Source organism: Thermosipho sp. 1244, assembly GCF_018588215.1.
In the GTDB taxonomy this organism is placed as follows: domain Bacteria; phylum Thermotogota; class Thermotogae; order Thermotogales; family Fervidobacteriaceae; genus Thermosipho; species Thermosipho affectus.
Genome location: NZ_LNGA01000012.1, coordinates 193,143 through 216,517 on the forward strand (window position 1 = coordinate 193,143; position 23,375 = coordinate 216,517).

A 23,375-nucleotide genomic window follows, 5' to 3' on the forward strand; every position below is an offset into this window, starting at 1 on the left:
CTCAAATTACGTGTTTAATATTTCCTCCCAATTTTTTAAATTTATACGCTATATTTTCATACCCTCTTAGCGCATGAAAATCATTATGTACTTCTGTTTTTCCTTCGGCAAGGAATCCTGCAATGATAAGTGCAGCAGTTGCACGTAAATCGGTTCCCTCGACTTTGGCTCCACTTAATTTTTTGACGCCTTCTACTATCGCCGTTCCATCAAATATTCTTATCTTTGCCCCCATTCTAACCAATTCATCTACGTGATGAAACCTATTTTTAAATACATTTTCCATTATCATACTAGTCCCATTTGCAACAGATAAATAAACCATAATTTGAGGTTGTAAATCAGTGGGAAATCCTGGATAAGGTTGTATGTTTATATTAATAGACTTTTTCCTATTTTTACCATTTACATAAACATATGAGTCAAATATGTCAACATTTGTACCTGTTTCTTCCAATACTTCCCATAATATCTCTAAATGTTCTGGTATTATACCTTTTACAACCCCTTCACCACCTGTTGATGCTATAGATATAGCGTAAGTCCCCGCTTCTATTCTATCTGGCATTACACTATATGTTCCACCTGAAAGTCTTTTAACTCCTTTTACTATAATTTTTCTCGTTCCAGCACCAACTACATTCGCTCCCATTTTGTTCAAAAATTTCTGAAGATCAACAATCTCTGGCTCCATTGCAGCGTTTTCTATAACAACTTCTACACCATCTAATAATGCAGCAGTTGTCATTAAATGTTCTGTTGCACCTACACTGGGAAAAGGTAATGTAATAAAAATTTCCCCTTCACTTTTTCCTTTTTTTGCAAAAACCTCTCCATGTTCAATTTCTATACTAAAACCAAGTTTTTTTAACCCCATTATATGATAATCTACTGGCCTAACTCCTATTGCACACCCCCCTGGTAATGAAACCTGCCCCTCTCCTAATCTCAACACTAAAGGCCCTAAAACGTTAAAAGAAGCTCTCATTTTTCTTACTAAATCATATGGGATCACTTTATTCTTAGCAACTCCCGAAATCCTAACAACGTTATTTTCAAAACACACATTTTTGCCCGTCTCTTTTAGAATATCAAGCATCGTTCTAATATCAAGCAAATCGGGCACATTATGTAACTCTATTTCATCATCAATTAATATAGTGGCCGCCAAAATAGGAAGCGCTGCATTCTTAGCACCTGAAATAACAACTTCACCATTTAATACAGATTTTTCTAGCATAAAATATCCCAATTTAATCCCTCATTCTTTCACAATATTTAATAGTTCTTCAAGGTTTGTTGAATCGTAAGGATATGTAGCCATTTTTATGTCAAACTCCACTTCTGGAAGTTTAATATTCATCAAACTTTCTATTCTATCCTTTACAACATTTGCATTTTCTTTTGAAATTTCGGTCAATAGCACCAAGAATGAATCATATGAATATCTTCCAATACTATCTAAAGGAACTCTAACCGATTCTCTTAAAACTTTACCTAAGGTAATAATAATTTGTTCCTTTTCAAAATCTTCTTTTTCATTTATTCCTCTCAACTTAATCAGAATAATAGCATATTCAAAGTTTTCTTCAAATGCTTTTTGATGATAATAGCTTATTAATTTCAATATATGTTCTTTCGAATAAACCCTTGTTAACGGGTCAATCATTCTCTTTGTTCCCAAATCTTTTATAAAATCATCAAAGGCTTCAAATTGCTTCTTTACAATCTCTGAATATTCAGTAAGCAAGCTTTCAAGCTCGTTTTGTCTTGTTTTGAGTAATAATAACTCATCTTCTAACTCTCTAATTCTAACTATCAATTCTTCTTTTGTCATTTTTTCATATTCACCCATTCTATCTCCTCCTAATATAATCTTCTAATAAAAAAAAGTGTGTATTTAGATTGAAATTTGTAAGATTTAAATATATCTTCCCATCTTTTATATAACCCAACCTAACACCTAAATTGTGCAAATAAACTCCATATGGTAAATACTTTGAATAATATATATCTCCATTTTTTACTTCTACACTATCAAAAAATTCCAAATTTCCATTATCAAGCAACGCTTCAATTTCAAACTTATCCGTTACCACCGTAACTTCAAATTTATCATACCACCATTTTTTTACAAAAACAAAATTACCAGTAGTATTTACTATCCCAAATAACCTTTTATCATTTGTTAATATCACACCAGTAGCATCTACCCCAAAAAAGTAAATCCCCTTTTCAGAAAAACTCAAGGGAACTAATTCATCCTTTTCGATGCCAAAATACACCATTTTATATTTTACATCATCATCAAATAAAGTATTTAAACCTTTTCTTAGTAAAAAAAACGGATAAGATGTTTTTTCAAAAAATACATTTACACTTTCCAAAACTTTATCTTCAAACATATAATTAAAAATAAAAATAAAGATAAGTAATAAAAAAGATAACATCAGAATTTCTACTTTTTTCATTCATTTCTCCTCAATCTTGATAATATTGAAACTTTATCAAGTACCATTCCTGCACCACGTGCTACGCAAGTCATAGGTTCATCTGCAACAAACGCCTCTATTCCCGTCTCTTTCTTCATCAACGTAGTAATACCCCTAAGTAGTGCTCCTCCACCTGCAACTACTATTCCTTTCTCTGTAATATCCGCCACTAATTCCGGAGGAGTCTTTTCCAAAGTTGCCTTTGTAGAATCTACAATTTGCATTATTATAGGTTTCAAAGCTTCTCTTATTTCACCACCTCTTAACACAAGCCTTTTTGGAAGTCCGCTTGACAAATCTATTCCGGTAATGCTCGTTTCAAGTTCATCATATTCCTTATCTGGAAATACATTTCCAATCTCAATTTTAACCCTTTCTGCTGTTCTTTCACCAATTATCACTCTATACACTTCTCTTACATATTGGATAATCGCCTCATCAAGTTCATCTCCCGCAACCCTAATTGAAGTCCAAGTAACAAGACTTCCCAAGGAAATAACGGCAATTTCGGTAGTACCTCCTCCTATGTCCACTACCATATTGCCCGTTGGTTCCTCAACATTCAAATTAGCACCGATAGCTGTAGCCATAGGTTCTTCTATTAAAAAAACTCGTTTTGCACCAGCTTCATTACCTGCCTCAAGTATTGCCCTACTTTCAACTTCAGTAATTCCCACAGGTACTCCAACAACAACCATGGGTCTGAAAAATGAAAAACCATTTTGAGCTCTATTAATAAAATAAGTAAGCATAGCAAGTGCTACATTGTAATCAGCAATAACTCCGTCTTTCAATGGCCGTATTGCTTTTATATATGAAGGAGTTTTTCCAATCATATTTTTTGCTTCATTTCCAACTTTTAAAACTTCATCATTTTCTACATTTATTGCAACAACCGAAGGTTCATTTATTACTATCCCTTTATCTCTTACATAGACTAATGTATTAGCAGTCCCCAAATCTATCCCCATATCATATCTTTTAAACATACTAACACTCCTTTAAAATTTCAACTAATTTTTTCTTTGCATCACTTATCTTTGAAACTTCTTTGCCACCTGCCTGGGCAAAATCTGGTCTTCCACCACCACCGCCACCTAAAACTTTAGATAAAGTTTTTGCAATTTCACCAGCATGTAATTTTTTTAAGTCTTTTCTTCTTTTTACTATCAACACTACCTTATCCTTTTGTTTGTTAAAAAATACTACAAGATCCACACCCTTATCAATTATCCTATCGGATATCTCCCTTAATGTCTCAACTTCCAATCCTTCAAATTCTTTAACTAAATACTTTATGTTACTTTCCAAATTAACTTCTTCCAACAACTTCTCAACATTAACCATATTTTTCTGAAATTTTTTGAATTTTGATTCCAATGACTTGATATCTGTTTTTAATTTTTCAATTTTTACAAATACATCCCTGTCATTTGCTTCAAGTAAATTTTTAATCTTTTTCCAATTATTCTCCAGAGATTTTAAATAACTCAAACTAACCATTCCAGTTATTGCCTCAATTCTTCGCACACCAGCACTAACTGAACCTTCACTGATAATTTTAAACAATCCTATTTCACCTGTATTTTTTACATGTGTACCTCCACACAACTCTTCACTAAAATCTGCTACTTTTACAACTCTAACTTTATCTCCATACTTCTCTTCAAATAATGCCATCGCTCCTTTGCTAACAGCCTCATCATAAGACATAATTTCCGTTTTCACATCTATTGCTTCTAAAATTATTTCATTTACAAGTTTTTCAACCTCTTTTATCTGCTTTTCTGTTAACGCTTCATAATGCGTAAAATCAAACCTCAATCTTTCAGGTTCAACCGAAGAACCTGCTTGTCTAACATGAGTCCCCAATATCTTTCTTAACGCCGCGTGTAATAAATGCGTTGCTGTATGATTTCTTGCAGTAGCTTTTCTTTTATCCATATCCACCCTTGCAACACCTTTATCACCAACTTTTACCCTTCCCTTTAACACTCCTTTATGAACTATTATTCCTTCAACGGGTAAATATACATGTTTAACCTCAAAATTACCATTTTCAAAACTAATTACACCTTTATCGGAAACCTGTCCACCTTTTTCAGGATAAAAAGGAGTAACATCAAAAACTAACTCACATTCTACGTTTTCAACACTATCGACAAAATCATCTGTCTTAATCTTTAAAACTTTTACATCTGTCTCTAGTGTATCGTATCCTACAAATTCTGTGTGAAAATTCAAAGACTCATATTCTGTTCTTTCAGAAAATTCAACTTCTCCTGCTGCATTTCTCGCCTTTTTTCTTTGTTCCTCCATGTATTTATTGAAACCTTCTTCATCAAGTACATATCCATTTTCATTTGCGAGATCCTTTAAAATATCCAGTGGAAATCCATAAGTATCGTATAATTTAAAAGCAGATTTTCCATCTATTTTTCCTCCAGATTCCCTGACAACTTTTTCTACAATTTCAAGTCCTTTATTCAAATTTTGTAAAAACCTCTCTTCTTCTCCATGAATAATTTTCTTAACAAAATTAGATTTCTCCACAATTTCCGGGTAAATCTTTCCCATTTTTTCTACCACAGCATCTACAACATTGTACAAAAATGGCCTATCTGCTCCTAGTAACTTACCATGCCTTGCAGCCCTCCGTAAAATTCTTCTTAAAACATAGCCTCTTCCTTCGTTAGATGGAAACACACCATCGGAAATTAAAAATATTAAAGCTCTAATATGATCAGCAATAACACGAATTGATACGTCCTTTTTCTGATCTTTTGCATAATCAACTTTCAAAATATCAGAAATTCTATTTATAATAGGTAAAAATAAATCAGTATCAAAGTTATAATATACCCCTTGCATCATTGCAGCAATTCTTTCCAACCCAGCACCTGTATCGATATTTCTCCTCTTCAAAGGTAATAAATTTCCATTTTCATCTTGATAATATTCCGTAAAAACTAAATTCCATATCTCCACAAAACGCCCTTCTGTATTTGCAGGATTTGGTTCTTTGCCATCTACAGTTTCAACTTCCATACCTGTATCGTAAAAAATTTCAGTGTCCGGTCCACAAGGACCTGTAGGTCCCGCAGGCCCCCAAAAATTATCTTCCTTTCCCAACCTTAAAATTTTTTGCGAAGGTATTCCTATATTTCTCCAAATTTCGTATGCTTCATCATCTTTTTCATACACCGATATCCACAACTTCTCTTCTGGCATTTTTAAAACTTGTGTTATAAATTCCCAAGCCCATTCAATTGCCTCTCTTTTAAAATAATCACCAAAAGAAAAATTTCCAAGCATTTCAAAAAAAGTATGATGTCTTGGCGTTCTTCCCACATTCTCTATATCAGTTGTTCTTATACATTTTTGACACGTTGCTATACGTGTATAAATAGGATCAACCTTTCCCCAAAAAATAGGTTTAAAAGGAACCATACCCGCAACTGTAAACATTAATTGTGGGTCATCTGGAATCAAAGAAGCACTAGGTAAAATTTTATGACCTTTTTTCTCAAAAAATTCTAAAAATAGCTGCCTTATCTCTTCGCTTTGCATACAGTTACCTCCTTAACCTACAAAAATTTTCAAAAATATAAATATAATCGGAGCAACAAATAACAATCCATCTATTCTATCTAACATTCCTCCATGTCCAGGCATAAATTTTCCTATATGCTTTAAACCATATGCCCTTTTTATAGCAGATTCAAAAAGATCTCCTAATGTATCAAATAGTCCTGTAATTATAGCAAAAGGCACAGAATACAAATAACTAATATTAGTATTGCATTGAAAAAAGGTTTTCATAACATAAAAATAAATTAAAACATAAATAAATGTACCAAAAATTCCTCCAAAAAGCCCTTCATAACTTTTATTTGGACTGTAAACTTTAGATAATTTGTGTTTCCCAAAAGCAAGACCAAAAAAGTACGCAAAACTATCATATGCCCAGGATAGAGTTAATGTTAGTAAAGCCAGCGATGCACCATAATATTTATAAAGTGGAATAAAAAAAGAAAGATTAAATGAAATGTAAATCATAGATATGGAAAAAACACCAAAATATTCCATAACTATATCTTTATTCTTTACCAAAACTAATGTTACTAAAATACCCATTATAAATAATACACTAAACAATTCCATAGAAAAATTTATAAACCACAAACCAAACAAAACGGGAAATGCGGAAACAATGATAATATACAATACAATTACTCCCGTTTTTTTGTACTTCATCAATGTTGAAAAATATAACTCAGAACTTGCCAAAAAAACAATAGCGGAAACTAGCCCTATCAAACTTTGATACGAAACAAAGCATATAACAACAACCGGCGCAACAACTAATGCGGAAAAAAGCCTAACTTTGGTTTCTTCTTTCACTTTATCCCCCCAAATCTCCTATTCCTTTTGAAATAATCATCTATCGCCTCTTGCAAATCTTTTTCTGAAAAATCTGGCCACAAAACATTTGTAAAATAAAGTTCACTGTACGCAGCTTCCCATGTTAAAAAATTACTTAACCTCATTTCTCCAGAAGTTCTAATTATCAAATCTGGATCAGGAATTTCAGGTCTATAAAGAAACGAATTAAAAATATTTTCATCTATTTTCTGTAGTCCACTCTCTAAAATTCTATTAACAGCATCTATTATCTCTGCTCTCCCTCCGTAATTTATTGCCATATTTACAACTATTCTCTCATTATTCTTCGTCTTTTCTTCGTATTCTCTACAAACATTGTATATCTTATCACCCAATTCTTTTAGACGTCCTGAAAAGACTAGTTTTACTCCTTCTTTATCCATTCTTTCGTAAAATTCAGCAATTTTACTCTGCAAAAGGCCAAAGATAAAATTTACTTCTTTTTTCGGTCTTTTCCAATTTTCCGTTGAAAATGCATAAAACGTGGTGTACTTTACACCACGTTTTGCAGACCATCTTACTACTTCCTCGATTTTATACGCTCCCTTGTAATGACCATACATTCTAGGCTTATTTTGTCTTTTCGCCCATCTTCCATTTCCATCCATTATAAAAGCTATATGCCGCAACATATTAAAACTCCATTATCTCCTTTTCTTTCTTCTCAAATAATTTATCCAACTCTTCAACATATTTGTCAGTTAAGTTTTGTATTTCCTTTTCTAACCTTCTTTCATCATCCTCAGAAATTTCTCCATCTTTTTTCATTTCTTTTAACACCTTTATACTATCTCTTCTTATATTCCTAACGGCAATTTTCCCATGTTCAACTATGTCTTTTGCTTTTTTTACCCATTTCTGTCTTTGTTCTGTGGTTGGAGTAGGAAATACCAATCTAACAACATTACCATCATTCATTGGATTTAATCCTAAATCACTACTTTGAATTGCCTTTTCTATAGCTCCAAGTAAATTTTTCTCCCAAGGCTTAATAATCAACGAACGTTCTTCTGTTACATTTACCGTTGCAACCTGGTTTATTGGAGTAGGCACTCCATAGTAATCTACTTTTATTTCTTCTAAAAGTGCAGGAGATGGTCTTCCTGTTCTCAATTTTTTTAATTCTTCATCAATCGAATTCACACTTTTTTTCATCTTTTCTTCCGTTTCCTTTATAATAGGTTCTTTCATCAAAACACCTCCCAAATTATTTGTTATTTTCCTTTATGTATTATATCACGGAACATTTAAAGTTAAAACTTTCGAGATCTCATTGTCGGAAACTAATCTGAAAATTATCGTGTGCTTTCCACTATTTTCAAACATTAAAGGAAGTTCAAATAAAGTTACCCCACCATATTTGTTTAAAAAAACCTTCATATTACTAACTTCATACGAATAATTTTCTTCTGGAACCAACACATTTACCTTTCTTATCAAAATATATCTTTCTTTATTTTTGAGATTATTTATCTCAAAAGAAAATTTCACAGGTGAGTTTTTCTTCAAATATTCATCGGAATATATTCTTAATTTTAAATCTTCTAAATTTCTTTCTACCTCATTTACAACTAAAAATTTATTTAAAATCTCATTTAGCTGTCCGTTAATAACTAAGCTACACTTTAAAGTAAATATTCCCGTTTTTTCGGCTAAAAATGGTTTTGAAGATTCCAAAAAAAGTCTTTCACCACTAAAAAGTTTGTATTTTCCTAAATTTACATCCTTAAATGATTTACCTTCTAAAATCCACTCTAAAGATTCTACATTAAGTTCCACAGATGTAGATGTCTTATTTTCAATAACAATCTGTGGATAAATTTTTTCACCAACTATATAAAATGGATCCATATATATTTCTTTTAATATTTCTTCTTTGACATTGAAGGTATTTTCAACTTCTATATCTTTTCCATTTAAGTTTAAATTAACTACAATTTTATAAATTCCAGCAGTCAAATTCTTAATAGTGACCTCTCGCTTTAGATCAAAAACCAAGACACTTGAAAGTTTATCAACATTAGAATTTACACTTGAATCGTAGTAGAAATTATATATAGGGATATTTTCTTTTAAAATTTTAAAACGGAAATTATTAATCACAAAATTTTGCAAAGTATTTCTTGTATTTATAAGATAAACTTTTGCATCAATCTCTTCGTTGGAAAAAAACTCAGTTTTATGTTTAATAATAACCTGGAATCCATTCACTAAATTTGGATTTTTCACATTCAAACTTTTGAATAAGAAAAAAATAACGAGAACAACTATTATATTTATAAAAAGTATATAAATACTTCTTTTTCTATAACCTTGAATTTCTTCCTTTAGTTTCTTTTCCTTTTCCTCCAATTTTTTCTTATATTCCTCATTCCTCATACATTCCACCTGTCACCCTTATAATTTCCTCAAGAGTTGTTTCTCCATTCAAAACTTTGTAAAGACCATCCTCAAATAAAGTACGCATCCCTCCACGCTTGGCAGCCTTTGTTATCTCTGAAAGTGATACCCTATTATTTATTAAATATTTTAATTCATCATTTACTATTAAAACTTCATTAATAGCGGTTCTACCTTTATACCCAGTATTATTACAAGCTTCACATCCCACTGCTACTTTTTGTTTTAAAGGTATCTCAGGAAAAAGCTTTCTAGCAAATTCTGCATACTCTCCATCAAGGGATACCTCTCTTGCACAATTATTGCAAACTCTTCTTACCAATCTTTGACCAATTACTCCAATCAATGAAGAACTGATAAGACTTGGATCAATACCCATATTCAACAACCTATCGATTGCACCTGCTGCAGTATTCGTATGCAACGTTGATAAAACTAAATGCCCAGTTAGTGATGCCTCAACAGCCAAATTTGCAGTTTCTTTATCCCTGATTTCACCAACCATTATGATATCTGGATCTTGTCTTAAAAATGCCCTTAGATACTTTGCAAATGTAAGACCTATTTCTGGATTTACCTGACATTGCGTGACACCTTCAATAGTATATTCTACTGGATCTTCTGCTGTAACTATATTTACAGCTTCATCGTTAAGGGAATTAATTATTCCAACCAATGTAGTACTTTTTCCACTACCAGTTGGACCAGTAACCAATATAATTCCATATGGATGAGTTATCAGTTGCTTAATTCTTTCATAGTTATAATCACTATAACCCAATTCTTCTAATTTTTTATTTGATTGAGAAACTTTTAAAATTCTCATAACAACCTTTTCTCCATTAACAGATGGCATTGTGGAAACCCTAAAGTCATACTGTTCAGAATTTAAATTCATAAAAAACTTACCATCCTGTGGTATTCGTCTTTCAGTGATATCAAGTTTTGATAGAATTTTTATCCTTGCCACAACAGAACCATGACTACTTTTTGGATATTCCGTTATTTTCTTTAAAACTCCATCAATTCTATATCTAACAACAACATTTCTCTTCCCAGTAGGCTCTATATGAATATCGCTTGCATCTAATTCAATAGCATGTGTTAATAAATTGTTTACTAATCTAACAACGGGGGTATCTTCATTTTCTATTTCACCCAAATTTTCTTCCTCTTCTTCCACTTCTTCATTTTCATATAATGATTCTGAAACTTCAAACTCCATCTTTTTTTCCGATGAAACTTCCATTAAAACTTCTTCAAACATATCAGGTGCCATAAGATACACTTCTATCTCTTTTCCAAAAAGAAACTTCAACCTTCTTTTTATCAAAGAAATGTTATAAACGTTATCTGTAACAACCATTATTTTATCTCCATCAAGTTTTATTGGAACTGCCCTCAATTCCTCCATTAATTCTCTCTTCATATTCAAATTCAATGTTGGATCTACTTTTGGCTTTTCAGCAAAATAAGGTACTTCATACTGCTCAGACAATGCCTTTACTATCTGATTCCAAGTACAAAATCCCAATTCAACTAAAACCTCTCCAATTGGTTTTCTTGTCTTTTTTTGAATCTGTAATGCATACTCCAAATCTTCTTTTGTAATTATCCCCCTATCAATTAAAATATCCCCCAATCGTTTATACTTTTTTTCCATCATTTCCCATTACCTCCAACCCAAATTTAAACAAAGCAGGAATATCTTCTTGGCTGTATAAAAAGTCTTCTTCTCTCTCAAGACCTGTTGCAATCAAAGTCACTCTTACTTCATCTTCAGGCATTTCAGGATCAACATTTATACCAAGTTTGAGATCTGCATTCTCACTGCATGTTTGTCTTATTATAACAGCAGCTTCCTGCATCTCATGTAATTTAAAACTATTAGATGCTGTTATATTTAAGATTATTGAATTTGCATTTTCAATAGGATGTTCAACTAATTTACTTTCAAGCGCATTTCTCGCTGCAATTGTAGCTCTATTTTCACCTTTACCAACACCTATTCCAAGCATTGCCGCTCCTGCATTCCTCATTACAGATTCAATATCAGCAAAATCTAAATTTATAATGCCCCTTTTGGTAATTAATTCGGAAATACCTTTTATACCTTGATACAATGTTTCATCTGCCTTTTTGAAAGCATCAACAAAAGTTATATCTGAAGAAAACTCCTCCAATAACTTATTATTACTTATTTTTATTAATGTATCTACGTGTTGATGTATTTTTCTAATTCCCTGCATTGCCGCTTTCCACCTTGGGTCACCTTCAAAATAAAACGGTGTAGTAACAACTGCAACGGTTAAAATCCCCAAATTTTTAGCAATTTCTGCTATAACTGGAGCTGCACCAGTACCAGTACCGCCCCCAAAACCTGCTGTAATAAAAAGCATATCAGTTCCCCTTAATATTTCTTCTAACTTCTTTTTATCTTCAAGTGCTGCCTCTTCACCAACTTTTGGATTACCGCCAGCTCCCAAACCCTTGGTTAATTTTTCACCAATTTGCACAATTTCATCCGCTTTACTTATTTCAAGAACTTGTGCATCTGTATTAACGGCAATAAACTTCACATCATCTATACCAGACTCAACCATTCTATTCACGGCATTACAACCTGCTCCTCCAACACCAACAACTTTTATAACAGGCATTATTTTTGAAAAACTCTCTTCTTTTTTTACATTAAATGCCATATTTATTCCCCCTTAAACAATTTTCTAAAAAATTCACCAAATCCAAAAGAACTTTTTGCTTTATTCTTACCGGATATAAATTCTGAACTCTCTTCTTTTTCAAATTGCAAAATATTTCCAAATACCGCTGAAAATTGCGGATCAGACAATATTTGTTCATTCTCCTCAATGATAAATTCATCTGTATTTACAAAACTTCCAACTCTCACAGAACATTTCAACACATCGGAGGCCACATCTGTAATCCTAGAAATTTTAGCACCTCCACCAGTTAAAACCACACCACCTGGTATTCCCAAATCTTTAAATTCTTTATAATCTAACATTGCATCTCTATAAATTTTTCTAACATTCAAGAAAATTTCCCTTAATCTTGCATAAATTATTCTTGCAAGAAGTTCTCTATTTACCTCTAAATTCGTTCTGTTATCCAACGCCTTGTATTCTATAACACTTGGTTCAATATTTTCAAAAACAGCTATTCCATAAATCTTTAAAAGCCTCTCTGCTTCGCTTATAGATGTCTTCAAAACCCTCGCTATGTCTAATACAACATGTCTAATCGATTTTTGAATTCTCACAAATTTTATAGGTGCGTTGTTCAAGAATATGGTAACCACAGTTGAATAGTGTCCCAAATCCACATGTACAACTCCACTATCCTTTTCAAAACTAGTCAAAACAGCTTCTGCCGCTGAAATAGGAGATATGAAATATTCTGCCTCTCCTATTGTATCCCTTGTGGCATAATCTACAATACTTCTATGCATATTGTCACCAATTATAAATGAATAAACACCTTCTAACTTTTTCGCATTCATGTTAACAGGATTAAAAACTATTTTCTTTTCATCCAAAATATATTTCTTTATATATGAATGATAAACATTATTATTATCCCCAAGTATAGTTTCTAAAATCAAACTTTTCAACTCTTCTACATGTTTCTCATTAACGGCAACAGAACTTTCAGCTTCGGTAAGTATTAACTCTTCCCTAATCTCTTGAAGCTTGAAATTCCCCACACTTGAAGAGACCAAAAAATCTCCTTTTAAATTTTTTCCAATTTGTTCCTCCAAATTTTCAATTAAAACATTCATAGATTCATTAAGCGCAACAACATCCTTTATTTCTCCTGATTCAATTCCTTTGGACTTAATGGTTGAATATGCAATAACTTCTTTTCCATCATTAGAATAATTAACCACAACTCCTTTTATACTATGATTACCTATATCTATAGAAGTTACAGGATCCCATTTACCCATATATTTCACCTCGCCTTTATTAACCTATCATTAGAAAAATAATAAACCTCGTTTGGTTCAATATATTTATACACTATTTTCAACTTTTCAAAATAAACTTTAAAATCAAAATTCTCATTAAAAAACACTTTTGAATTATTGTTTAATACCATGTAATTTTCAACAAAATTTATTTCATACACAAAATTAGGTATACCAAAAGATATATTTTTCAAATATTTTTCACTAACCTTCCCTCTAAAATAATCTATTTCATCTATAGGAATCACAATCACAGGCAAAGAAGAAAATACTTTATAATTATCTACTATGTCAATTATTTTACCATTTGAGGAAACTATCCACAAATTATCTTCATATGGTAAAATAAACCTAGGGACGTTATTAGACTCCTCAACATAATTTAAATTACCTTTTGGATAATAGAAAAGCAAAAGAAAGATAAATAATATGCTCCACAAAAATATAATCTTTTTATCAAACATCATAAACTATTTTATCATAAAATTATGAAAATATGACAAACTGGAGTGGAGCGTGGAGGCGCGGCACTTGCCGAGGAAAGTCCGGACTCCATGGGCAAGGTACCGGATAACGTCCGGAGGGAGTAATCCCTGGACAGGGCCATAGAGAAGAAGACCACCTATATGGTAAGGGTGGAACGGTGAGGTAAGAGCTCACCAGGTATGGAGTAATCCATACGCTTGGCAACCCCTACCTGGAGCAAGGTCAAGCAGGGCTTGGGTGGCCCGCCCATTAGCCCGGGTAGACCGCTCGAGGAATTTGGTAACAAATTCCCAAGATAGATGCCTCCAGCAACAGAATCCGGCTTACCGCTCCACTCCTAAATACTAAAAACAATTTATTTTTCATATAAAAGGAGGTTGAAAAAATGTATGTAAACACAAAGGAAATTTTAGAAAAAGCAAGTGAAAATTATTACGCAGTTCCCGCTTTTAATATTAACAACCTAGAGTTTTTAATCGCTATTTTACAAGGAGCTGCAGAAAAAAAGGCGCCCGTAATAATAGAAACAAGTGAAGGGGCAATTAAATACGCTGGAAATGGTAATCCTTTAAGAGGAGCAAAGTTTTTCGTAGAAACCGTCAAAAACTACGCTGAAACACTAGACATTCCAATTGCACTTCACCTTGACCACGGAAAAAACTTAGAATATATTGCAGCTGCAATTAAAGCCGGGTATTCTTCTGTGATGATTGATGCTTCACACGAAGTTTTCGAAAAAAATCTAGAAATTACAAAAGAAGTAGTTAAATGGGCACACGCATCTGGTGTATCCGTTGAAGCGGAATTAGGACAATTAGCTGGAATTGAAGACAATGTTATGGCTGAAGAAAATGTTCTAGTAGATCCAGAACAAGCGAAAATATTTGTAGAAAAGACAGGCGTAGATTTTCTTGCTCCTGCCATTGGCACAAGCCACGGTGCATTCAAATTTAAAGGGGAAGCAAAATTAGATTTTGAAAGACTTAAAAAGGTTAAAGAATTAACTAAGATTCCATTGGTGTTACACGGTGCATCCAGTGTACCAAAAAAATTCGTAGAACTTGCAGAAAAATATGGGGCAAATCTGGGTGGTGCAAAAGGTGTTCCACAAGAAGATATTAAAGAGTGTGTTAAACTAGGAATAAATAAAGTAAATACAGATACAGACCTTAGAATAGCATTTCTTGCCGGTCTTAGAAAACACCTTCTTGAAAATGAAAAAGAATTTGATCCGCGAAAATATTTCAAACAAGGTATGGACTTTGTGAAAGAAGTAGTTATGGAAAGATTGGAATTCCTTAATGCAGCCGGGAAAGCTTAAAATTTTAAAAGGGGGAATCAAGATGGTTGTTCTCGTTGTAAACAGTGGCAGTTCATCAATTAAATACCAACTTCTTGATATGGATGATGAAAATGTACTTTGCAAAGGTATAGCCGAAAGAATTGGTATTCCTGGAAGTAGAATAGTTCACAAAAAAAACGGAGAAAAATTTATTGTAGAAAAACCCATGGTTAATCACGACGAAGCACTCAAAGCCGTACTAGAAATTTTAAAAGACGAAAAAATAGGGGCAATTAAAGACTTTAACGAAATCGATGCAGTGGGTCACAGAGTTGTACATGGAGGAGAAAAATTCTCTGGCTCTGTATTAATAACCGATGAAGTTATAAATGCTATTGAGGAGTTTTCATACCTTGCACCTTTACACAATCCACCAAATCTTATGGGCATAAAAGCTATTATGAAATTGCTTCCTGGCATCCCAAATGTAGGAGTTTTCGATACCGCATTCCATGCAAAAATGCCTAAAAAATCCTATCTCTACGCAATACCATATGGATATTATGAAAAATACAAAGTTAGAAGATATGGGTTCCACGGAACAAGTCATAGATATGTTTCAAAAAGGACTGCGGAATTGTTGGGACTCGACTATAACAATTCCAAAATCATAACCGTTCACCTTGGTAACGGTGCTTCTATTGCCGCAGTTAAGAATGGAAAAAGTATCGATACTTCAATGGGATTCACACCTCTTGAAGGTTTAGTTATGGGAACTCGTTCTGGAGATCTTGATCCATCTATAGTTACATTCTTAATGGAGAAAGAAGGATTATCCGCCGAAGAAGTCTACACAATATTAAATAAAAAAAGCGGAGTTTTAGGATTGTCCAAAAACTTTAGTTCTGATATGAGAGACATAGAAGATAAAGCACTTGAAAATGATCCACTATGCAGATTAGTACTCGACATATATGAATATAGAATCGCAAAATACATTGGAGCATACGCAGCGGCAATGAATGGCGTAGATGCTATATCATTTACTGCTGGGGTAGGAGAAAATTCACCAATTACCCGTGAAGAAATTTGCGAAAATTATCTAAGTTTTCTAGGAATAAAAATTGATAAAGAGAAAAACAACGTAAAAGGTAAAGAAACGATAATTTCAACTCCTGATTCCAAAACAAAAGTTTTAGTAGTCCCCACTAATGAAGAATTAATGATTGCAAGGGATACAAAAGAAATAATTGAAAAAGGTCTCAAACAACTTGATTATTAATTGGCTGGCATTCGCCAGCCCTTTATTAGAGGTGTTAAATATGATAATAAAAAAAAGATACGTGTATATTGACACTCCTCAAGTAATAAACAAAAAAAATGTAGAAGAAAAAAAAGAAAAAGAAGAAGTAAAACAACAAGATGATATTATTAAAAACGCACAAAAAAAAGCAAATGAGATAATTGAAAACGCGCAAAAAAAAGCAAACGAAATAATTGAAAAAGCAAAAAAAGATGCACAAAAAATTTTGGATGAATCGATAAAGGAAAAAGAAAATCTAATTAACTCCCAAAAAAAGGCTACTTATGAAAGTATTAACAAATTAAACGAAAGAATAAACTTTTTAATACAAAAATTTGACGAGAACATACTAAAAATTAGGGATTGAAATAATAGAAGATTCTAAAGTACAATTTGGTGTAATCGCAGAAACCGAAATAGGAAATATCAATACTGATCTAAAATTTCAAATGAAATTAATCAACGAAATTATAGATGAGGTTCTTAAAAATGGATAAATTTGAATTTTTAAAAAAGAAATTATTGGAATTTGAACCCTATCAAAAAATAGGTGCAGTAAGCAAAATAGTGGGACTAACAATTGAATCAAAAGGGCCTGATGCCTTTCTTGGGGAACTATGCAAAATACTTACCGAATATAGAAAGGCATATGCGGAGGTAGTTGGATTCAATGAAAATGGTGTCATTCTGATGCCTCTTGAAGATATCTCTGGATTAAAAAAAGGGTGTCAAGTACTAAGAACGGGACAACATGTAAGTGTTCCAGTTTCAGGAGAGTTGCTTGGAAGAGTTATAGATGCCCTTGGAAGACCACTGGATGGTAAAAAGATCTTTTCAAAAGAAAAGATCCCCATTGTAAGAGAAGCTCCAAACCCTTTGATTAGAAAGAGAATAACAACACCTATATCTGTTGGAATAAGAGCAATTGACGGTTTTTTAACCCTTGGATATGGTCAAAGAATAGGAATATTCGCAGGGAGTGGTGTGGGAAAAAGCACACTCCTTGGAATGATAGCCAGAAACACCTCAGCAGATATAAATGTAATATCGTTAATTGGTGAAAGGGGAAGAGAAGTAAGAGAATTCATAGAAAAAGATCTAAAAAAAGATGGATTAAAGCGCTCAATAGTTATAGTTTCAACTTCAGATCAACCTGCTCTTTTAAGAGTTAAAGCTTTACTAACAGCAACCGCTATTGCAGAATACTTTAGAGATAAAGGATATAATGTCCTTTTAATGGTCGATTCTTTAACAAGGTGGGCAATGGCACAAAGAGAAGTGGGCCTTGCTACTGGAGAACCTCCAACAACTAGGGGTTATCCACCTAGTGTCTTTGCAGGTCTTCCAAAAATTTTAGAACGAGCGGGAAATTCCGATAAGGGAAGCATTACAGGAATTTACACTGTACTTGTAGAAGCAGATGATTTTAATGAACCTATTTCCGATACAGTACGTGGAATTGTAGATGGTCATATAATACTGTCAAGAAAACTTGCAGAATCAGCCCATTATCCAGCTATTGACATATTAATGAGTGTAAGCAGATTAATGAACGACATTGTTACTAAAGAACACAAGATTGCCGCTATGAAACTTAGGGACTTAGTTGCAACATATTACGACGCAAAAGATTTAATAGATGTTGGTGCATATAAAAAAGGTACCAATCCTAAAATAGACAAATCAATTGAACTTATAGAGGAAATAAATAAATTTCTAAAACAATCAATTGATGAGAGTATGTCCTTTGAAGACACGGTACAATACTTGATTTCAATCGCCAAAAAAATTTAGGGGAGGAAAATTAATGAAAAAATTTTTGTTTATTTTGATTATTTCTTTTCCCGCTTTTTTATTCGCCGTAAAATTTTCTCTAACATATGAAAATTCCCTATACAACGGAATAAAATACTTTTCAAATACCTTTATACCTGAATTTTCCTACACGAACAATAATTTTTCATTCATAGCATCTATGAAATTGTCAAATGACGGGAAATTTCTTCCATTTTATCCACAATTTTATGGGGATTATTATATAAAAATAAAAAATGCTGGCATTGTAATTACTCAAAATAATCTAAAAATCAAATTCGGAAATTTCGAAAATTACGATGTGATAGATTCACCTTATTCCCTATTCATATCCTCCCTCGGCCATTCAAAACCTGAAGTATCAATAAAATATGAAGATTCTAATTTTCTATACGAGTCAAGGTATATACTAGTAACATACAACAAAAATGGTTTTATTGACAAAGGCGTTAATTTAAAATATTACGCTATAAAAATCCATAACTTTACATTTGGGTTTGAAGAAGCAGCAGTATATGTACATAGAATATTTGACTTTGAATATTTCTCCAATCCTTTACCAAACTTTTTCATACAAATTTATAGAATAAATAGCATATATGGTAATTCATTTAACGATAACAGTTTAATGGGAGGGTTTGCAAAATATAAAAGCAAGTATTATAACTTATACGGACAAATTTTAATAGATGACTTTAACGCAAACAGGTTTTTTAATCCAGAACACAATACAGTAGACAAAATAGCTTGGTCTTTTGGAAGTACTTTAATGTTTAAAAAGATAAACTTAAAGCTTTTTCATGCTGGTGCAACAAAATATACATATCAACCATCTAGTGTTGATGAATCAAGTAATGCATTTTACTACGGTTATACTTACTACAACACGTTGGAACTTAACAACTTTCCTATAGATTATCAAGATATATACATTGGATACAAATATGGAGAAAATAATCTTGCTTTTATGGTAGAAGCGGAATACATAGACAAAATAAAATTAAACACCGCAGTTGAGCTGGTAATCTCTGGAACAAAATCACCAATAAATCCTTGGACAGACAAAGACACATTTAATCCAAATTTTAATCTGCTTAATGAACCCAAACTGGAAAAAAGTGTATTTTTATATTTCAGTGTCCTCAAAAAATTTGATATAATTAGTTTGGGATTTAACTCCAAAATTGGAAAGATATTCAACGTTTTAAAAAAAGTAGATGCAAACGATGCAAATGGCTTACCATATTTTGCTCCTTCAAATGAACAAAAAAATATCTTAGAATTAAGTGTACTTTTTAAAATTGAAATATGAGGAGGAAAAACAATGAAAAAGTACTTTATTGCACTTTTAACCTTAATTACAATATTAGCTCTTTCAGATACTATAGTTCTTAAAGATGGCAGTCAAATAAAAGGAAAAATACAAACTATTAATTCAAATATTATAAGCATTAAATCCATTGTAGGGCAAATTGTATCGTACACAGATTTAATAAAAGAAGTATATTTCGATGAAAGTGCTACTCCAATAGCTGGCGCATGGATCGAACCAAACGAAAATGAATGGATCAATATTCCCGGAAAACTCACAAAGTTTGATGGAAATTCAGGCACTGTACTTCTACCAAATAACGGAACATTTGTGTTTTCAAGTAGAGATGCTATTAAATACTCTAATTTTGTAGAAACACAAAAAAATACTGAAAACAAACAGTATACATCAATTATCCCAGGGAAAACTGATAAATTAAAAATTACTTTAAAAACAGGAGGAACATTTAGCGCAAACTTTTCTTCAAGACTTGGTGATGTAATCACATTCACCGTAGAAAAAGGTATTATATCCATTCCAACCAGCTTAATTAAATTAATAATTTACCCTGAAAATACAAAATACAACATAGTATTTACATTAAGAGATGGCGCGAAAATACACGCAAAGATACTTAAATTTGAATCTAATAGTTTTTTAATTGAAACGGCAGTAGGTGTAATGTTTGTAAACCCAGAAAATATCCACACAATAGAATTTTTATTCTAATTGTAACAAAAATTTTATTGAATTTGTAGATTGGATGTCAAAAAAAGATAGTAAAATTTTTCACGAGGACCATGAAAAAAGGAGGGGAAAACATGAAAATAGCCATTAACGGATTTGGAAGAATTGGAAGGTTAGTACTTAGGGAACTCATACGCCGCAATAGCGACATTGAAGTCGTAGCCATTAACGATTTAACCGATGCAAAAACATTAGCTCATCTTTTCAAATATGATTCGGTACACAAGATTTTACCTAACGAAGTAAAAGCAACAGAAAACTCCATTATTATTGATGGTAAAGAAATTAAAATATTTGCTGAAAAAGATCCAGAAAATCTTCCATGGAAAGATTTAGGAATTGACGTTGTAGTCGAATCTACAGGTGTCTTTAGAAAAAGAGAAGGAGCAGAAAAACACATCAAGGCAGGTGCAAAAAAAGTTGTTATTACCGCGCCTGCAAAAGGTGAAGATATTACAGTAGTTTTAGGCTGTAATGAAGAACAATTAAAACCTGAGCATGCAATTATTTCATGTGCATCTTGTACAACAAACTCTATAGCAGCTATTGCAAAAGTAATTAACGATGAATTTAAAATTGTAACAGGTCATCTTATAACAGTTCACTCATATACAAATGACCAGAGAATACTTGATCTTCCACACAAAGACTTAAGAAGGGCAAGAGCTGCTGCTATAAATATTATTCCTACAACAACAGGCGCTGCAAAAGCCGTTGCTTTGGTTGTTCCAGAATTGAAAGGAAAACTCGATGGTATGGCAATAAGGGTACCAACACCAGTTGGTTCACTTACAAACTTAAGTATAATAGTTGAAAAAGAAACTACCGCAGAAGAAGTAAACGAAGTTGTAAGAAAAGCAACAGAAGGCAAATTAAAAGGTATTATAGGATACAATACTGAACCAATAGTAAGTGGAGATATAGTTGGTACAAGATATGCAGGAATCTTTGATTCTACCCTTACAAAAGTAATGGATGGAAAATTGGTAAACATTTTCTCTTGGTACGACAATGAGTACGGATACACTTGTAGAGTCGTAGATACACTAGAACTTGTAGAAAAAATGTTATAATCTATTCCATTTTTAATACCAATGGGGGCAAAGCTGCCCCCATTGTTAAAAAGGAGGGAAATACCAATGGAAAAAATGACAATCAAGGATTTAGATTTAAATGGAAAAAAATTAATTATGAGAGTAGATTTTAATGTCCCTTTAAAAGATGGAATCATAACAGATGATACAAGAATTGTAGAAGCACTACCTACAATAAAATATGCAATTGAAAATGGAGCATTAGTTATTCTTTTGTCACATCTTGGAAGACCAAAAGGTGAAAGAAAACCTGAATTTTCACTTAAACCTGTTGCCCAAAGACTCAGTGAATTGCTAGATAAAGAAGTAATGTTTGTTCCAGAATTATACGGTGAACCTGTAAATAAAGCGATTGAAAATGCAAAACCTGGAGATATTATTCTTCTTGAAAATACCCGTTTTGATAAAGGTGAAACAAAAAATGATCCAGAACTTGCCAAAAAATGGGCTGATCTTGCAGATATACACGTAAATGACGCCTTTGGAACAGCACATAGAGCACATGCAAGTAATGTTGGTATTGCTCAATACATACCAAGTGTAGCAGGATTTTTAATGGAAAAAGAAATAAAATTTCTTTCCAAAGCAACATCAAATCCAGAAAAACCATACGTAGTAATTCTCGGTGGTGCAAAAGTTTCAGACAAAATAGGTGTTATCACCAATCTATTAAACAAAGCCGACAAGATTTTAATCGGTGGAGCAATGATGTTTACCTTCTTAAAGGCGCTTGGAAAAGATGTTGGTTCCTCATTGGTTGAAGAAGACAAATTAGATCTTGCAAAAAGAATTCTCGATTCTGCAAAAGAAAAAGGAGTAGAATTTATATTACCCGTAGATGCCGTATGCGCACAAAAAATAGAAAGTGGTGTTGAGAAGAAAATATTCAAGATTGATGAAGGCATTTCAGAAGGTTGGATGGGCCTTGATATTGGTCCAGAATCAATAAACCTCTTTAAAGAAAAAATAGCAGATGCAAAAACAATTGTGTGGAATGGACCTATGGGAGTGTTTGAAATTGAAGACTTTGAAAACGGCACAAAAGAAATAGCTCTTGCTATCGCAAATGAAACTGAAAAAGGAGCAACAACAATTATTGGTGGTGGTGATAGTGCAGCAGCTATAGCTAAATTTAAATTAAAAGATAAAGTCTCACATGTCTCAACTGGAGGTGGCGCATCTCTTGAATTCCTAGAAGGAAAAGAACTACCTGGTATTGCAGCTATAGCTAATAAAAAAAAAATAGAAGATTGATTCTTGCAGGTAATTGGAAAATGAATAAAACTCCTTCTGAATCCATGCATTTTGCATCCATATTACTAAATGGGTTTGCAAAAATGAAAGAATTTGATGTAATAATAGCACCAACATTTATATCAATTCCTGCTGTATATGAAATATTAAAAGATTCAAACATAAAACTTGCAGCTCAGAATATGTATTTTGAAGATGAAGGTGCATTTACAGGAGAAATTTCTTGGAAAATGCTTAAAGATGCTGGTGTAGAATACGTTATTTTAGGTCACAGTGAAAGAAGAAATATCTTTAGAGAATCCGATGAATTAATCAACAAAAAAATATTAAAAGCCCTAGAAGTTGGTTTAAATCCCATCTTCTGCGTGGGCGAAAAATTAGAAGAAAGGGAAAATAATCTTACATTTGCCGTTATCGAAACACAAATAAAAAAAGGACTAAAAGGAGTTAAGGATATCGAAAAAGTAATAATCGCCTATGAACCAGTTTGGGCAATTGGTACGGGTAAAGTTGCAACTCCACATCAAGCGCAAGAAGTGCACAAATTTATAAGAAACTTGATTAAAGAAATGTACGGTGATGAAGCCTCAGAAAAGATAAGAATATTGTACGGTGGAAGTATTAAACCAAATAATTTCTTTAAATTAATAATACAACCAGATATTGATGGTGGTTTAGTGGGTGGTGCAAGTCTAAAGGAAAGTTTCATAGAACTTGGCAAAATAATGAAAATAGTGATATAATAAAAGCTAG

At 32.5% G+C, this 23,375-nt stretch carries 22 protein-coding genes and 1 other RNA gene; 10 read left to right on the top strand and 13 right to left on the bottom strand.

The window, feature by feature from the left end; genetic code table 11:
• Position 1: 1 nt before the first annotated feature.
• The 13 genes from murA to AS157_RS02980 are packed head-to-tail and all read right to left on the bottom strand — an operon-like array spanning position 2 to position 13,796.
• Positions 2–1,252: a UDP-N-acetylglucosamine 1-carboxyvinyltransferase gene (murA, locus tag AS157_RS02920; RefSeq protein WP_077289743.1), complete on the bottom strand. Its 1,251-nt coding sequence runs from the start codon at positions 1,250–1,252 to the stop codon at positions 2–4.
• Positions 1,253–1,261: 9 nt separating this feature from the next.
• Positions 1,262–1,855 (bottom strand): diguanylate cyclase domain-containing protein, encoded by a 594-nt coding sequence (locus AS157_RS02925; protein WP_075666305.1) that lies wholly within the window; start codon positions 1,853–1,855, stop codon positions 1,262–1,264.
• 1 nt (position 1,856) lies between these two features.
• Entirely contained in the window at positions 1,857–2,471 is a 615-nt protein-coding gene (locus tag AS157_RS02930) for a hypothetical protein (RefSeq protein ID WP_077289742.1), read from the bottom strand.
• Positions 2,468–3,481 carry a rod shape-determining protein gene (locus AS157_RS02935; RefSeq protein WP_075666303.1) on the bottom strand — a complete coding sequence of 338 codons (1,014 nt, stop codon included), beginning with the start codon at positions 3,479–3,481 and terminating at the stop codon, positions 2,468–2,470. The genes AS157_RS02930 and AS157_RS02935 overlap by 4 nt, the downstream gene beginning before the upstream one ends.
• A 1-nt stretch (position 3,482) precedes the next feature.
• Positions 3,483–6,062, bottom strand: coding sequence for an alanine--tRNA ligase (gene alaS, locus AS157_RS02940; protein WP_077289741.1), 2,580 nt, complete (start codon positions 6,060–6,062; stop codon positions 3,483–3,485).
• Positions 6,063–6,074: 12 nt separating this feature from the next.
• A complete protein-coding gene (locus AS157_RS02945) occupies positions 6,075–6,896 on the bottom strand; it encodes a phosphatidate cytidylyltransferase (protein ID WP_077289740.1) in 822 nt (273 codons plus the stop codon).
• A complete protein-coding gene (uppS, locus tag AS157_RS02950) occupies positions 6,893–7,570 on the bottom strand; it encodes a polyprenyl diphosphate synthase (RefSeq protein WP_077289739.1) in 678 nt (225 codons plus the stop codon). The genes AS157_RS02945 and uppS overlap by 4 nt, the downstream gene beginning before the upstream one ends.
• 1 nt (position 7,571) lies before the next feature.
• Positions 7,572–8,129 carry a ribosome recycling factor gene (gene frr, locus AS157_RS02955; protein ID WP_075666299.1) on the bottom strand — a complete coding sequence of 186 codons (558 nt, stop codon included), beginning with the start codon at positions 8,127–8,129 and terminating at the stop codon, positions 7,572–7,574.
• Between the two features lie 45 nt (positions 8,130–8,174).
• Positions 8,175–9,317, bottom strand: a complete 1,143-nt coding sequence (locus tag AS157_RS02960) for a hypothetical protein (RefSeq protein ID WP_077289738.1) — start codon at positions 9,315–9,317, stop codon at positions 8,175–8,177.
• A complete protein-coding gene (locus AS157_RS02965) occupies positions 9,307–11,004 on the bottom strand; it encodes a GspE/PulE family protein (RefSeq protein ID WP_077289737.1) in 1,698 nt (565 codons plus the stop codon). The genes AS157_RS02960 and AS157_RS02965 overlap by 11 nt, the downstream gene beginning before the upstream one ends.
• Positions 10,985–12,040, bottom strand: coding sequence for a cell division protein FtsZ (ftsZ, locus tag AS157_RS02970; RefSeq protein WP_077289736.1), 1,056 nt, complete (start codon positions 12,038–12,040; stop codon positions 10,985–10,987). Before ftsZ ends, AS157_RS02965 begins: the two co-directional genes overlap by 20 nt.
• 2 nt (positions 12,041–12,042) lie before the next feature.
• Entirely contained in the window at positions 12,043–13,308 is a 1,266-nt protein-coding gene (gene ftsA / locus AS157_RS02975) for a cell division protein FtsA (protein ID WP_077289735.1), read from the bottom strand.
• A 5-nt stretch (positions 13,309–13,313) separates the two neighbouring features.
• Complete coding sequence (locus AS157_RS02980; protein ID WP_231450370.1) at positions 13,314–13,796, bottom strand: DUF4894 domain-containing protein; 483 nt, start codon at positions 13,794–13,796, stop codon at positions 13,314–13,316.
• Between the two features lie 39 nt (positions 13,797–13,835).
• Between AS157_RS02980 and rnpB the strand changes: the two genes are divergently transcribed.
• The 10 genes from rnpB (at position 13,836) to tpiA (ending at position 23,365) form a co-directional block, all read left to right on the top strand.
• Positions 13,836–14,157, top strand: an RNA gene (rnpB, locus tag AS157_RS02985) — RNase P RNA component class A.
• A gap of 43 nt (positions 14,158–14,200) precedes the next feature.
• Entirely contained in the window at positions 14,201–15,136 is a 936-nt protein-coding gene (gene fba / locus AS157_RS02990; RefSeq protein WP_077289734.1) for a class II fructose-1,6-bisphosphate aldolase, read from the top strand.
• A 22-nt stretch (positions 15,137–15,158) separates the two neighbouring features.
• Complete coding sequence (gene ackA / locus AS157_RS02995) at positions 15,159–16,379, top strand: acetate kinase (RefSeq protein ID WP_077289733.1); 1,221 nt, start codon at positions 15,159–15,161, stop codon at positions 16,377–16,379.
• A gap of 40 nt (positions 16,380–16,419) precedes the next feature.
• Positions 16,420–16,767, top strand: a complete 348-nt coding sequence (locus tag AS157_RS03000; RefSeq protein WP_250880017.1) for a hypothetical protein — start codon at positions 16,420–16,422, stop codon at positions 16,765–16,767.
• A gap of 122 nt (positions 16,768–16,889) precedes the next feature.
• Positions 16,890–18,194: a flagellar protein export ATPase FliI gene (gene fliI / locus AS157_RS03005; protein WP_077289731.1), complete on the top strand. Its 1,305-nt coding sequence runs from the start codon at positions 16,890–16,892 to the stop codon at positions 18,192–18,194.
• A gap of 13 nt (positions 18,195–18,207) precedes the next feature.
• Complete coding sequence (locus AS157_RS03010) at positions 18,208–19,527, top strand: hypothetical protein (RefSeq protein WP_214494958.1); 1,320 nt, start codon at positions 18,208–18,210, stop codon at positions 19,525–19,527.
• Between the two features lie 12 nt (positions 19,528–19,539).
• The gene (locus AS157_RS03015; protein ID WP_077289729.1) at positions 19,540–20,256 is read left to right on the top strand and encodes a hypothetical protein; all 717 of its coding nucleotides are present in this window, start codon (positions 19,540–19,542) and stop codon (positions 20,254–20,256) included.
• A gap of 92 nt (positions 20,257–20,348) precedes the next feature.
• Positions 20,349–21,347: a type I glyceraldehyde-3-phosphate dehydrogenase gene (gene gap, locus AS157_RS03020; RefSeq protein ID WP_077289728.1), complete on the top strand. Its 999-nt coding sequence runs from the start codon at positions 20,349–20,351 to the stop codon at positions 21,345–21,347.
• Positions 21,348–21,413: 66 nt separating this feature from the next.
• Positions 21,414–22,622 carry a phosphoglycerate kinase gene (locus tag AS157_RS03025; protein ID WP_077289727.1) on the top strand — a complete coding sequence of 403 codons (1,209 nt, stop codon included), beginning with the start codon at positions 21,414–21,416 and terminating at the stop codon, positions 22,620–22,622.
• Positions 22,619–23,365 (top strand): triose-phosphate isomerase, encoded by a 747-nt coding sequence (gene tpiA / locus AS157_RS03030; RefSeq protein ID WP_284730378.1) that lies wholly within the window; start codon positions 22,619–22,621, stop codon positions 23,363–23,365. The genes AS157_RS03025 and tpiA overlap by 4 nt, the downstream gene beginning before the upstream one ends.
• Positions 23,366–23,375 lie beyond the last annotated feature (10 nt).

Bases quoted from the DNA above. Each gene is read 5' to 3' on its own strand.
- AS157_RS02925 (WP_075666305.1), bottom strand. From the start codon at position 1,855: ATGGGTGAATATGAAAAAATGACAAAAGAAGAATTGATAGTTAGAATT.
- AS157_RS02930 (WP_077289742.1), bottom strand. From the start codon at position 2,471: ATGAAAAAAGTAGAAATTCTGATGTTATCTTTTTTATTACTTATCTTT.
- AS157_RS02935 (WP_075666303.1), bottom strand. From the start codon at position 3,481: ATGTTTAAAAGATATGATATGGGGATAGATTTGGGGACTGCTAATACA.
- alaS (WP_077289741.1), bottom strand. From the start codon at position 6,062: ATGCAAAGCGAAGAGATAAGGCAGCTATTTTTAGAATTTTTTGAGAAA.
- uppS (WP_077289739.1), bottom strand. From the start codon at position 7,570: ATGTTGCGGCATATAGCTTTTATAATGGATGGAAATGGAAGATGGGCG.
- frr (WP_075666299.1), bottom strand. From the start codon at position 8,129: ATGAAAGAACCTATTATAAAGGAAACGGAAGAAAAGATGAAAAAAAGT.
- AS157_RS02960 (WP_077289738.1), bottom strand. From the start codon at position 9,317: ATGAGGAATGAGGAATATAAGAAAAAATTGGAGGAAAAGGAAAAGAAA.
- AS157_RS02965 (WP_077289737.1), bottom strand. From the start codon at position 11,004: ATGATGGAAAAAAAGTATAAACGATTGGGGGATATTTTAATTGATAGG.
- ftsZ (WP_077289736.1), bottom strand. From the start codon at position 12,040: ATGGCATTTAATGTAAAAAAAGAAGAGAGTTTTTCAAAAATAATGCCT.
- ftsA (WP_077289735.1), bottom strand. From the start codon at position 13,308: ATGGGTAAATGGGATCCTGTAACTTCTATAGATATAGGTAATCATAGT.
- AS157_RS02980 (WP_231450370.1), bottom strand. From the start codon at position 13,796: ATGATGTTTGATAAAAAGATTATATTTTTGTGGAGCATATTATTTATC.
- fba (WP_077289734.1), top strand. From the start codon at position 14,201: ATGTATGTAAACACAAAGGAAATTTTAGAAAAAGCAAGTGAAAATTAT.
- ackA (WP_077289733.1), top strand. From the start codon at position 15,159: ATGGTTGTTCTCGTTGTAAACAGTGGCAGTTCATCAATTAAATACCAA.
- AS157_RS03000 (WP_250880017.1), top strand. From the start codon at position 16,420: ATGATAATAAAAAAAAGATACGTGTATATTGACACTCCTCAAGTAATA.
- fliI (WP_077289731.1), top strand. From the start codon at position 16,890: ATGGATAAATTTGAATTTTTAAAAAAGAAATTATTGGAATTTGAACCC.
- AS157_RS03010 (WP_214494958.1), top strand. From the start codon at position 18,208: ATGAAAAAATTTTTGTTTATTTTGATTATTTCTTTTCCCGCTTTTTTA.
- AS157_RS03015 (WP_077289729.1), top strand. From the start codon at position 19,540: ATGAAAAAGTACTTTATTGCACTTTTAACCTTAATTACAATATTAGCT.
- gap (WP_077289728.1), top strand. From the start codon at position 20,349: ATGAAAATAGCCATTAACGGATTTGGAAGAATTGGAAGGTTAGTACTT.
- AS157_RS03025 (WP_077289727.1), top strand. From the start codon at position 21,414: ATGGAAAAAATGACAATCAAGGATTTAGATTTAAATGGAAAAAAATTA.